Origin of the sequence: Patulibacter sp. (assembly GCF_030655195.1) — a bacterium.
Classification (GTDB): domain Bacteria; phylum Actinomycetota; class Thermoleophilia; order Solirubrobacterales; family Solirubrobacteraceae; genus Patulibacter.
The window spans coordinates 1-12,127 of record NZ_JAURWA010000045.1 but is presented as its reverse complement, the minus strand read 5'-3'; the positions used below and the strand labels follow the sequence as shown (position 1 = coordinate 12,127).

General features: G+C 74.9%; 9 protein-coding genes. 2 read left to right on the top strand and 7 right to left on the bottom strand.

Features of this window, described 5'->3' with window-relative positions:
* The 7 genes from Q7T67_RS05090 to Q7T67_RS05060 all read right to left on the bottom strand — a co-directional run.
* On the bottom strand, positions 1-562 hold a 562-nt coding region (locus Q7T67_RS05090), incomplete at its 3' end, for a biotin/lipoyl-containing protein (protein WP_304786663.1).
* Positions 543-1,499: an alpha-ketoacid dehydrogenase subunit beta gene (locus Q7T67_RS05085; RefSeq protein ID WP_370695363.1), complete on the bottom strand. Its 957-nt coding sequence runs from the start codon at positions 1,497-1,499 to the stop codon at positions 543-545. The genes Q7T67_RS05085 and Q7T67_RS05090, both read right to left, overlap by 20 nt.
* A 68-nt stretch (positions 1,500-1,567) precedes the next feature.
* A complete protein-coding gene (locus tag Q7T67_RS05080) occupies positions 1,568-2,707 on the bottom strand; it encodes a thiamine pyrophosphate-dependent dehydrogenase E1 component subunit alpha (protein ID WP_304786660.1) in 1,140 nt (379 codons plus the stop codon).
* Between the two features lie 285 nt (positions 2,708-2,992).
* Positions 2,993-5,059, bottom strand: coding sequence for an amidase (locus Q7T67_RS05075; protein ID WP_304786657.1), 2,067 nt, complete (start codon positions 5,057-5,059; stop codon positions 2,993-2,995).
* Between the two features lie 4 nt (positions 5,060-5,063).
* The gene (locus Q7T67_RS05070) at positions 5,064-5,741 is read right to left on the bottom strand and encodes a hypothetical protein (RefSeq protein ID WP_304786655.1); all 678 of its coding nucleotides are present in this window, start codon (positions 5,739-5,741) and stop codon (positions 5,064-5,066) included.
* A 21-nt stretch (positions 5,742-5,762) separates the two neighbouring features.
* Positions 5,763-7,694 carry an amidase gene (locus Q7T67_RS05065; RefSeq protein WP_304786653.1) on the bottom strand — a complete coding sequence of 644 codons (1,932 nt, stop codon included), beginning with the start codon at positions 7,692-7,694 and terminating at the stop codon, positions 5,763-5,765.
* Positions 7,695-8,109: 415 nt separating this feature from the next.
* Positions 8,110-9,918: a hypothetical protein gene (locus tag Q7T67_RS05060; RefSeq protein WP_304786651.1), complete on the bottom strand. Its 1,809-nt coding sequence runs from the start codon at positions 9,916-9,918 to the stop codon at positions 8,110-8,112.
* A gap of 97 nt (positions 9,919-10,015) precedes the next feature.
* Between Q7T67_RS05060 and Q7T67_RS05055 the strand changes: the two genes are divergently transcribed.
* On the top strand, positions 10,016-10,825 hold the full coding sequence (locus Q7T67_RS05055; RefSeq protein WP_304786649.1) for a YceH family protein: 810 nt from the start codon (positions 10,016-10,018) through the stop codon (positions 10,823-10,825).
* Between the two features lie 52 nt (positions 10,826-10,877).
* Positions 10,878-12,127: DNA polymerase III subunit gamma/tau (gene dnaX, locus Q7T67_RS05050; RefSeq protein ID WP_304786647.1), on the top strand; the 1,250-nt coding region annotated here is incomplete at its 3' end.

Sequence of the window (12,127 nt, the reverse complement as noted above, 5' to 3'; positions counted from 1 at the left end):
CCGCCGCGAGCCGCGCGGCGACGGGGGAGGACCGGCGCAACGTGTCGCGGCGCTCGGCGCGCGGGTCGGTCGTCGGGGCGGCGTTGCCGGGAGAGCCGAGGCTCGACGCGCCGTCGCGTCCCGAGGGGGCACCCGCCGGTGCGCTGCCATCCGCCGGCGCTTCGCCGCCCACCGGGCCGCCGTCGGCCGACGCGCCGCTCTCCGACGGGTCGCCGCCCGACGACCGCAGCCGCGCGATCACGGTGCCCACGTCGACCGTCGTGCCCGGCTCGACGAGGAGCTCCGCGACGACGCCGTCGGCCGGGGCGGGGCACTCCACGTCGACCTTGTCCGTCGAGACCTCGCAGAGCACCTGGTCGCGGGTGACCGGGTCCCCGACCGCGACGCGCCACTCCAGGAGCGTGCCCTCGGCGACCGAGGTGCCCATCCGCGGCATCAGGACGTCGGTCGCGCCGGCGGGGATGGCGGCGTCGGCCGGGGAGGGCGTGCCGGCGACGGCCGACGCGCCGGTGCCGTCGGGCGCACCCGACGGCGCTCGCAGGTCAGTAGGCGAGGAGCTCACGCGCGGCCTCCGTGATGCGGTCGGCGGTGGGGAGGACGGCGGCCTCGAGCCCCGGACTGAAGGGGATCGGCACGTCCGGGGCCGCGAGGCGGCGGACGGGGCCGTCGAGGTCGGAGAACGCGCGGTCGGCGACCAGCGCGGCGACCTGGGCGCCGGCGGCGCACGTCTCGTTGGCCTCGTCGACGATCAGGACCTTGCCGGTGCGGCGGACGCTCGCCAGGATCGCCTCCTCGTCGAGCGGGACGAGCGAGCGCAGGTCGAGGACCTCGACGCGGCCGTCCTCGAAGCGCCCGGCGGCCTCGACGGCCAGGTGGAGCATCGCGCCGTAGGCGACGATCGTCAGCTCCTCGCCCGACCGGACGGTCCGGGCGACGAACGGCTCGACGTGCTCGCCGAGGGGCACCTCGCCCTTGATCCGGCGGTAGAGGTGCTTGTGCTCGAGGAAGCAGACGGGGTTGTGGTCGCGGATCGCGGCGGCCAGCATGCCCTTCGCGTCGGCGGGGCTCGACGGGGCGACGACCTTCAGCCCGGGGGCGTGCATGAACCACGCCTCGGGGTTCTGGGAGTGGAACGGTCCTCCGGCGAAGCCGCCGCCCGAGGGCAGCCGCAGCACCATCGGGACGGCCAGCCCGGTGCGCCAGTGCATCTTGCCCGCGACGTTGACGAGCTGGTCGAAGCCGGTGGCGACGAAGTCGGCGAACTGGACCTCGCAGACGGGACGCAGCCCGGCGAGCGCCGCGCCCACCGAGGTGCCGATGATGGCGGCCTCCGCGATCGGCGTGTCCTGCACCCGGTCCGCGCCGAACTCGTCGAACAGGCCCTCGGTCGCCTTGAACGCGCCGCCGAACGCCCCGACGTCCTCGCCGAGGACGAAGACGCGCTCGTCGCGCCGCATCTCCACCCGCAGGGCGTCGGTGATCGCCTGCAGGTACGTCATCGTCCGGGTGGCGGGGGCGTCCCCCACGGAGCCGTCGGCCCCGGGGGCGGAGGCCCGGTCGACGGTGTTCATCGCCCGGACCCACCGATCGAGGCCTCTGCGGCGAAGCCGCTCCACGGTGCGTCGCCGCGTCCGAGCGGGACGGGCTCCTCCGTGGCGAACAGCCCGTCGGTGGCGCGGGCCGGGTCGGGCAGGGGCGAGGCCAGTGCGGCCTCGACCGCGAGGTCCAGCCGCTCGAGCACCCGGGTGCGAACGGCGTCGACGTCGATCCCGGCCTCCCGCAGCGTCGCCTCGTACGTCGCGATCGGGTCGCGCTGCCGCCACACCTCGAGGAGCGCCGGGTCGACGTAGCGGGCGTCGTCGTGCGAGCCGTGCCCGTGCATCCGCATCGTGCGCGCCTCGACCAGCGTCGGGCCGTCGCCGGCCAGCGCACGCTCGCGGGCGGCGTGGACCGCGGCGAAGACGGCCTCGACGTCGTTGCCGTCGACCACGACGCCCGGCATGCCGTAGGCCGGGGCGCGGTCGGCGGGGGAGACCACGAACTGCGCGCTGCTCGGGGTCGAGTACGCCAGGCCGTTGTTCTCGCAGACGATGACCACGGGCTCCCGGCGCAGGCCGGCGAAGTTCATCGCCTCGTGCCAGGCGCCGGGCGAGGTCGCGCCGTCGCCGAAGAACGTCAGCGCGACGCGCCGCTCGCCGCGCAGCCGGAACGCCATCGCCATGCCGACCGCGACGACGAACATGTCGGGCAGCATCGAGACCATCGGGACGACGCCCCTGCGCGGGTCGCCGAAGTGCACGTTGCCCTCGCGGCCGCGGCTCAGGGCGTTGTCGCGCCCCAGGTGGTGGCGGATGATCTCGGTCAGGTCGGTGCCGCGGACGAGGTGGGCGCCCATGTCGCGGATCAGCGGCGAGCAGAGCACGTCGTCGGGGCCCATCGCGAAGGTGGCGCCGACGGGAATCGCCTCCTGCCCGTGCCCGTCGTAGAACGACCCGGGCGTGCGGCCCTGCTTGTAGAGGGCGACGCCGCGCTCCTCGAACGTCCGCATGCCGACCATCAGCTCGAGCAGCGCCTCGCGATCCGCGAGGGTCAGGACCGGGGGCGATACGTCCTCGGCGGGAGGCCCGGCGACGTCGTCCGAAGGCCGGCCGGGCGGAGCGCCCGGAGCGCGGTCGGGGGTCGGCGGATGGGGGTCCTCGACGAGCACGACGAGGTCCAGTCTGGCGCACTCCGGGCCCCCTGGGAAGTCCGCCGCCGGGGCAGGAATCCCCCGGTACCACGGGCTTTTCGGCGGTACGGTCGGGGGTACGAACCGGGGTACGCGCGCCCGGTGACCGTGTGTCGCGGGACACGGTCACCGGGGCGGGAATACGACCCGGGGCGGGCCCCGGGTCGGGTCCACCGTCGCGAAGACGGCGAACCCGACCGCGAAGACGGCGAACCCGACGGCGAGGCCCGCGGGCCCTGGTCACCGGGCGGCCGGCGGGCGACCTCAGCCGCGGTCCTCGGACGCCGCGGCCTCGGTGACCGTCGGGTCGTTGTGGGCGAACGGGTCCGGGGCGCCACCCTCACCGGCGTCGGACCGGCGGCTCATGGTCCGCGTCGCGGTCCGGGTGGCCGGGGCGGCCGGATCGGACGGGAACCGGGTGTGGTGCTCGGGGTGCTTGGTCTGGTAGTCGACCATGGCCTGCACCAGGCGGGGCTCGCTGAAGCGCGGGCCCCACAGCTGCACGCTGATCGGCAGCTTCGCGCCGGACGTCTGGCCGACCGGGAAGTTCACCATCGGCCAGGAGAGGTCGTTGGCGATCTGGTTGTAGCGCCGGAGCGGGAGGCCGTCGCTCGCGTTGGCCGGGTTGCGCTTGCCGACCTCGGCACCGATCGACATCACGAGCATGATGTCGACGCCCGCGTCGTCCAGGCTCTTCTGGTAGTTCTCGATCAGGAGGCGCCGCCGACGCTCGCCCTCGCGGCGCGCCCCGTTGGTCACGCCGCCGACGAGGTTGGCCTGGGCCTCCAGCGTCACCGGCACGGCCGGCGTCGTCGTCGCCGTCGCACCGCCGGCGCGGCGGCCGTACTGGTTGGTCAGCGTCGTCTGCACCGCTGCGGACTGCGTCGCCGCGTACGCCTGGATCGCCTCGATGTAGCTGATCTCCGCGCGGTTGGCGAAGACGACCGCGTCGCGGGGCCTGACCGGGGTGCCGTCGATCGTCTCCAGGACCTGGGGGTTCGTGTAGTACGGGTTGTCGCCGTCGAGGTACTTCGAGCCCTCCGTCCCGTAGTCGGTGATGTCGCAGCCACGGAACTCCTTGACCGTGGCGCCCATTGCCTCGAGCTCGCCGCGGACGCGGTCGAACGCGGCCTTGTGGTCGGCGTCGTAGAGCGACTGCGGGGACTCCTTGACCACCGTCGAGGTCAGCGTCCCGTCGCCGTTCTTGACGGTCCGGGTCATCCAGTCGGTCTGCGGGATCCCGACGACCAGGCCGGCCAGCGGCTTGTCCCCGGGGGTCGGCGCGATCGGCAGGACGGGGAACGGGTTGGGCGCGTCCAGCGTCTGGGGGTCGCCCAGCGGCTCGGGGCCGGCGATCGCGTTCATGATCATCGCCGCGTCGCGCCCGGAGCGGCAGATCGGGCCGAGCACGTCGTAGGTGGCCGACAGCGGCATCACGCCGTTCATCGAGCCCAGGCCGAGCGACGGCTTGATCGCCGACGCGCCGTTGATGGCGGCGGGCCAGATGATCGACCCGCCGGTCTCCTCGCCGATGGCGGCCGCCGCGAGGCGGTTGATCGGCGCGGCACCCGAGCCCTGGCTGGAGCCGCCGGGCACGTAGTCCTTGTTCCAGGCGTTGCCGGCGAAGTTGCCGGCGATGACGCCCGAGAAGGCCGAGCAGATCGTGTGCCCGATCAGCACGACGCCCAGGGTGCGCAGACGCTCGACGGCGGTGGCGTCCTCGATCGCGATGTTGTTCGCGAACGCGGGGGTGCCGTTGCCGGCCGTCCGGCCGGCGACGCCGACGGAGTCCTTCACGGCGATCGGCACGCCGCAGAGGTACGGCTGTGCCGGGCCGGTGCCGGCCTTGGCGGCATCGAGCGCGCTGTCGGCGGCCGCAGCCTGGGCGAGCGCCTCGGTCGTCGCGACGCGGACGAACGTGTTGTAGCCGCCGTTGTCGCCGTAGACCTCGAACGGGCCGTTGAACTTCGTGATGCGGTCGAGGTACGCCTGCGTCAGCGCGACGGAGGTGATCTCTCGCGCCTGCAGCAGGGACGCGAGCTCGACGACGTCGTGGTCGACCAGGGGCTTGTTCAGGGCCTTGATCGCCGCGGCGTCGGGCAGGCCGGGGGCGGCCTGCGCCTTGGCGGCGCGGGCCGCGGGGACGGCGCCGGGGCGGGCCGCCTTGGCCGACGCCGGTGCGGCCGTCAGCGTCGTCACGAGGACGGCACCCGCGGCGGCCGCCGCGCCGGTGCGGCCGACGAAGCCGCGGCGCGAGACGCCCGTGGCCTCGTCGCGCTCCACCGGGGTGGGCTCGTCGACGGTCGTGGTGAGGAGATCGGAGTCGTGCATGCGCTCAGCCCTTCTTGGTCGTCGCCGGGGCCGGCGCGATGATCACGGTGCGGCGAGCCGTCGTCCGGCGGCCGTCGGTGTAGCGGGCGCTGACGACGAGCGAGGCGCGGGTGCGGGACTTGCGGCCGATCACCTGGCGACCGGTGACCGTCGGGGACAGGCGCAGGGTCGTGGTGCCGGGCTTCAGCGTCACGGCGCGCTGCTTGGTCAGGCGGCGCAGCACGGTGGCGGCGCGCCGGCGGGAGGTCGCCCGCCGCTTCATCCGCGCCTCGAGGTGCACGACGACGCGCGCCTTCTCGACGACGGTGATCCGCACGCGCAGGCCGCGGGCGCGGTACGACGCCGGGTTGACCCGCGGGAGGGTCGTGATCCGGGGCACGGCCGCCGGGCGGACCACGCCGGAGGGCGGGGCCGGGGCGGGGGTGACGCCCGCGCCGCCGCCGATCGCGCCGGGGAGCGCGGGGGCGGGCCCGGCGGGCGGGTTGACGATCACCGGCGGCTCGGGCGTCGGCGCGCCGGGGGCGGGCTTGACGGTCAGGTCGGCCAGGTCGTAGGGGAGGACGTTCGTGCTCTGCTTGACGTTCCAGGGCACGGTCAGGGGGGTGTCGAGGACGACGCCGGAGTCCGCGGGCATGATGCCCATGGAGTACGGGGCCGCCCAGGCGATGGTGAGGAAAGGCATGGTTCTGGGTCCGTTTCGGGCTTAGCGGCCGGCCTCGCGCATGGCCTCTTCGTAGATCAGCGGGTCGTTGCTCTGCAGCGGGTCGACCTCGAGGTTCTCGGTGCGCTCCGCGCGGCGGCGACCGGGGTTGGCCAGCGGCGCCATGTCGGTGGGCACGCGCTGGTGCCAGTCCGTGGCCGCCTGGTAGTCGAGCGCGGCCTGGGTGATCATCGACGTCGTGTCGCGGGGCCCGAGGAACTGGGCCGTGATCGGCATGACGGTGCTCGGGGTCGCGCCGTCGTCGGCGGAGAAGCCGATCGGGAACGAGACCATCGGCCACGCCAGGGCGTTGGGGCCCTGGAAGAAGCTGCGGTACACCGGCAGGTTGCCGCGCAGCGTCACCTTCGAGCCGAAGGTCGCGACGAGCATGAAGTCCACGCCCTCGGCGTCCAGTGCGGCCTTGTAGTTGGCCGCCAGCTGACGACGACGACGCTCGCCCTCGCGGCGGGCGCGGGAGGAGATGCCGGCGTTGAACGCCGCGGCGTTGGCGAACGACCGGACGCCGCCCGAGACACGACCGTAGTTGGCCAGCAGGCGCGTGGCCTGGGCGAACGGGCGGGTCGCCGCGAACTCGCCGACGGCCTCCGCGTACCGGGTGTCGGAGCGGTTGGAGCTGACGACCGCGGTCGACGGGCTGATGGCCGTCCCGTCGACGGTCTCCAGCGTGACCGCGCCCGTGGACGGGTTGTAGGGGTTCTCCGCCGGCAGGCGCATGTTCAGGCCGCGGAAGTCCTTGACCGTGGCCCCCAGGTCTTGGAGCTTCGCGCGCAGCGCGTTGAACGCCGCCAGGTTCTCGGCGGAGTACTGCGTCTGCGGCGCGGCCGTCGTCGACGACGTCATCCAGTCGGTCTGCGGCACGCCGATGGTCAGGCCGGCGAGCGGCTTGCCCATGCGGCCCGTGATCGGCAGCGCCTCCGTCACCGGGGAGGAGAGCGTCTGCGGGTCGTTGATCGGGTCCGGGCCCATCATCGCGTTGAGGATCAGCGAGGCGTCCGCCATCGACCGGGCGATCGGGCCGATGACGTCGACGCCGGGGCTCAGCGGCATGACGCCGGCGACCGAGGAGGTCCCCAGAGCGGGCTTGATCGCGGAGGCGCCGTTGGCGGACGCCGGGACGATGATCGAGCCGCCGGTCTCCTCGCCGATCGCGGCGGCGGCCAGCCGGGCCATCGCGGCGACGCCGGACCCCTGGCTGGAGCCGCCCGGGACGTAGCGGTGGTTCCAGGCGTTGCCGGCGAACGTGCCGGCGATCGAGCTCGAGTACTCGGAGCAGACCGTGTGGCCCAGGAAGACGATGCCCTGCTCGCGCAGGCGGGCCATCGCGGGCGGGTCCTCGATGCCGAGGTTGCCGACGAACGCGGTCGACCCGTTCTGGGCCGGCTGGCCCTTCAGGCCGATGGAGTCCTTGACGCCGATCGGGATGCCGCAGAGGTACGGCGCGGCGGGCCCGCCCTTGCGGGCGGCCTCGAGCCGCGCGTCGGCGGCCTTCGCGCCGGCCAGCGCGCCGTCGCGGTCGATGCGGATGAAGGCCCCGTAGGCACCGTTGTCGTCGTAGGTCTCGAACGACCCGTTGAGCGCGTCGATGCGCTCGAGGTACAGGGTCGTCAGCTCGACGGAGGTCAGCTCGCCGGCCTGCAGCAGCGCGGCGAGCTCGACGATCTCGAGGTCGACGGTGCGGAGCTTCTTGGCCTCCAGGCGCGCCTTGACGGCGGCGACGCTGGGCAGACCCGGCAGCGCGTCGGTGTCGGCGGCGCGGGCGGCGGGTGCCAGCGCCCCGGAGGCGAGCAGGGCGCCCGCGGCGCCGGCGACGGTGGCCCGGCCCACGAATGAGCGGCGGCTGAGCCCGGTCGGTGCGTCTTCGACGTCCAGGACGACGTCGTCGACCGCGTCCGCGGTGGCGGATGAATCCAGCATGGAGGAGGACCTCGGGGTGAGGGGAGGTGCCGCGTGACGACGGCACCGGGAGCGAGGCCAAACCTACGAACGGACCTCACGGCGGCCCCTGTCCCGATGGCGCAAGGGACGGCCGGGGCGTTTCACCATCGTGTGAACGCGTGCGCCGTACCCCACCCCTTCGTCCATACGACCACGAACGAACAGCGTCCGCTCACGGCGTTCCTGTCCATACGGGGAGCCGGGGAGGCGGGCGGCGACACGTTCCGCCGACGGTGCCGGACGGGCACCGGCGGTCCATCGGAGTGACCCGGATCGCTCATCGGGTCTCACTTCGCGGCCGATCCGGGGCAGCGTGGAGGAGGCGGCGAGGGTCGGGAAGGCCGCGCCGACCGCTCCGGCCGCGCCGGCTGCGCCGACCGGACCGGTGTCGCAGTCAGCGGGTCAGGCGGTCCCGCAGGGCGGCGGCGCAGGTGCGGCCCGCGCCGTAGACCGTCCACGTGCCCAGGGTGCCCGCGCGGATGGCCCCGCGCGGGGCGGTGGGCAGGCCGCGCCCGTTGTCGGCCTTGTCCAGGATGAAGCCGCGCGCGACCTGCTCCGAGGACGGGAGCAGGGTGATCCGCGGATCGCCGGCCCGGGTCCTCGGGTCGTCGCCCGGGCGCGGCAGGGCCTGGACGGACGGGGGCCGGTCGCCGACGCCGCCGCCCTGCCCGAGCCACAGGAGGACCTGCGGGACGGCGCGGTGGTTGGGCAGGCCGACGGCGGGCTGCAGCCGCTCGAAGAGCAGACCCGAGTCCTCGCGCTCGGCGTCGCGCAGGTCGTCGACGTCCCCCAGGTAGGCGATGCCCGGCACCGCGCCGTCCCCCGACGCGGTGTCGCCGACGCCGATGCCGCAGGCCCCCAGCGACGGCCGGACGACCTCGCCGGTGACGTCGCGCAGATCGCCGATCACGCGCTGCTGCAGGCTCAGGGCCGCCTGCAGCCGGTCCAGGCGGTGGACCTGGCTCGGCAGGAACACCACGAACGCCAGGAGCGCGACGACGGCGAACGCCTGCCACGGCCGGCGCCAGCGGTGGTCGGCCTCCAGGTGGCGCCAGCCGAGCAGGCCGGCGGCGGCGAAGACGATCAGCAGCGTCGCCGGGAAGACGAGGTAGCGCGTCAGCAGCGGCAGGCCCGCGGCGGCCAGCACGAAGAACGCGGCCCCGGCGGCGATCGCCGCCCCGACGCCCAGCACCGCGCGCCGGCGCAGGAACGCGAGCGACAGCACGACGCCGCCGACCGCGGCCAGCAGGACGGGCTCCCGGACGATCTCGCCCAGGCGGCGCGGCATCACGGTGATCGCCGAGCCGACGCCCGTCACGCGGTCGAGGTCGGCGGCGTTCTGCTGGGTCCCGGTCAGCGCCTGGAGGGGGTCGCCGGCGAGGACGAGGCCCTCCACGATCCACCCGAGCGGCGCGACCAGGGAGAGGGCGATCAGCGGCAGGAGCGACCGGACGTCCGCGGCGGCGAGCCAGGTGCGCGGGCGCGACGGGGCGGCCGCGTTCCCCTCGACCGCCCCGTCACCGGCCGTGGGCCGGCCTCCGTCGGGCTCCGCGTCCTGGCCGGTCGCCGCGTCCCCGTGCACCGCCGCGTCCTCCCGCACCCGGGCGACGACGAGGTAGCCCACGTACGCCGCGGCCAGGAGCCACGCCTCGGGGCGCAGGAGGCCGGCGAGCGTGATCCAGACCATCGTCCGGGCACCGTTCCGGGGCCGGCGCGTCTCGGCCAGGAGCGCCAGCAGCAGGAAGACCGCGTAGGGCAGGTCGAGGTAGGTGCGCAGCCCGTAGGAGAGGACCGGCTCGCGCGTGAGCACCACGACCGCCGCGACCACGCCGGCCGCGGTGCCGAACCACGCCGCGCCCAGGCGGAAGGTCACGACGCCCAGGGCGCCGATCCAGAACATCGCGAAGACGACCAGCGCCGTCTCCGCGCCCCGGCCGACGGCGGGCCCGCCCCCGTCGCTCAGCGGCACCAGCAGGCCGGAGAACAGGTCGCTCAGCGGGTGCGGCGTGGGGGAGAAGAGGCGCTCGAGGTCGGGGCGGGACCCGCCGGCCAGCAGCTGCCGCATCCAGTCCAGCGACCAGGCGGAGTCGTAGTTGACGAACGCGGTGCGGCCGAACGCCAGCCAGACCAGCAGCCCGACGGCGCAGCAGGCGAGGAGGTGGGCGGCGACCGAGGCCGCGCGCGAGCGACGGGTGCCGTCCATGCGGGGGCGACGGTACCGACATGCGCCGACGCGGAGCACGGAGGGACCGGCGGCGGATCCGGTTCCGGCGTCGGACGCGACCGCTAGCCTGCCGCCCGTGAAGCCCGACGCCGTGCAGCTCCGTGTCCTCGGTGCCCTGCTCGAGAAGCAGCGCACGACCCCGGACACCTATCCGCTGACGCTGAACGCCCTGCGCGCGGCGTGCAACCAGTCCACCAACCGCGATCCGGTCGTCCAGTACGACGACGCGCAGATCCGCGCCGCCCTCGAGGAGCTGGCCCGGCGTCGGTGGACCCGGTCGGCCGGCGGCTCGCGTGCGGCGAAGTACCGCCACCTGCTCGCCGACACGATGCAGATCCGCCCCGACGAGCAGGCCGTGATCGCGGTCCTCCTGCTCCGCGGCCCGCAGACCCCCGGCGAGCTGCGCGCCCGCACCGAGCGGCTGCACCGGTTCGGGAGCGCCGACGAGCTCGAGACGACGATCGACCGGCTGATCACCCGCCGGCTCGTCGTCCGCCTCGAGCGCCGGCCCGGGCAGAAGGAGGGGCGCGTCCAGCAGGTCATGGGCGGCGACGAGCTGCAGACGGAGGCCGCGGCCACCAGCGGCACCGTCGCGGTGGAGCGCGCGGCCGAGCCGCCGGTCTACCGCGACGACGACGGCCCGTCCGACTTCGACCTCGGGCCGGCACCGCCGCGCGCCGGCGACGGGCGTGGGGACGCGGGACGGGGCGGCACGGACCGGCGGGAGGAGCCGGGACGGGGCGGATCCGACGGGCCGGAGGAGCCGCCGCGCAACCACCTGGAGGGCCGCGTCGTCCAGCTCGAGGGCGAGCTCGAGGACGTCCGGGCGGAGCTGCAGGCGTTGCGCGCGGAGCTCGCGGCGCTGCGGTCCGAGCTCGGGGCCTGACGGCCCGTCCCGCCACGCGGCGCCGCCCGGGCGCTCCGTAGACTCGGCCCGAGTGTCCGCCCCGTCCCTCTACCGCCGCCACCGACCGCGATCGTTCGCCGACGTCGTCGGCCAGGAACACGTCGTCCGCACGCTCTCCAACGCGATCGAGCAGGACAAGGTCCACCACGCGTACCTCTTCGTCGGGTCGCGCGGGACCGGCAAGACGTCGATGGCGAAGATCCTCGCGGCCTGCCTGAACTGCCAGGGCGACCCGTCGGTCCCCGTGGCCGAGCGGCACCCCGGGCCGACCGTCGCGCCGTGCGGCACCTGCGAGGCGTGCCGGTCGATCGCCGAGGCGACCTCGATGGACGTCGTCGAGATGGACGCCGCGTCGAACAACTCCGTCGACGACATCCGCGACCTGCGCGACTCCGTCGCCTTCGCGCCCGTCGGCGGGCGCCACAAGGTGTACATCCTCGACGAGGCGCACATGCTGTCCAACGCGGCGTGGAACGCGTTCCTCAAGACGCTCGAGGAGCCGCCGCCGCGCACGATCTTCGTCCTCGCCACGACCGAGGCCAACAAGGTCCTGCCGACCGTCGTGGACCGCTGCCACCGGTTCGACTTCCACCGGCCCACGCCGGTGCAGCTCTCGCGCGTCCTCGACCGCGTCGCCCAGCAGGAGTCCATCGACATCGGTCCCGAGGCGGTCGCGCTCGTCGCCCGGCACGCCACCGGCTCGTTCCGCGACGCCCTCGGCACGCTCGAGCAGCTCGTCACCTACGCGGGCGAGGACATCACCACCGACGACGTCCTGTCGGTCCTCGGCGTCGCCGACGCCGAGCTGCTGTTCCGCGCGTTCGACGCGATCGGCACCGGCGACGCCGCCGCGACCCTGCAGGTGGCGGCCGAGCTCTCCGCCCAGGGCCGCGACCTCCGGCAGGTCACCGTCGACGTCGAGGCGCACGCCCGCGCGCTGCTGCTCGTCCTCATGACGGGCGGGCTGCCCGACGAGCTGCGGATCACGCCCGACCGCGACGAGCGCACCGTCGCCCAGGCCCGGACGCTCTCGGGCGCCACGGTCATCCGCGTCATCGACCTCGTCGCGGCCGCGCTGTCGGCGATGAGCGACGGCGCCGACCCCCGGACCCAGCTCGAGCTGCTGCTCGTCCGCGCGGCGCTGCCCCAAATCGACCCGCAGGCCAAGGCCCTGGCGGCCCGCATCGCCCGGCTCGAGCAGGCCGCCCAGGGCACCGCCCCGCCGCCCCCGCCGGCGATCCCGGTCGCGACGCCGCAGGCAGCACCGGCACCGGTCGCGGC

What these genes read in the sequence shown, in the direction of transcription:
- Q7T67_RS05085 (WP_370695363.1), bottom strand. Translation starts at nt 1,499, where the DNA reads ATGACGTACCTGCAGGCGATCACCGACGCCCTGCGGGTGGAGATGCGG.
- Q7T67_RS05075 (WP_304786657.1), bottom strand. Translation starts at nt 5,059, where the DNA reads ATGCACGACTCCGATCTCCTCACCACGACCGTCGACGAGCCCACCCCG.
- Q7T67_RS05070 (WP_304786655.1), bottom strand. Translation starts at nt 5,741, where the DNA reads ATGCCTTTCCTCACCATCGCCTGGGCGGCCCCGTACTCCATGGGCATC.
- Q7T67_RS05065 (WP_304786653.1), bottom strand. Translation starts at nt 7,694, where the DNA reads ATGCTGGATTCATCCGCCACCGCGGACGCGGTCGACGACGTCGTCCTG.
- Q7T67_RS05060 (WP_304786651.1), bottom strand. Translation starts at nt 9,918, where the DNA reads ATGGACGGCACCCGTCGCTCGCGCGCGGCCTCGGTCGCCGCCCACCTC.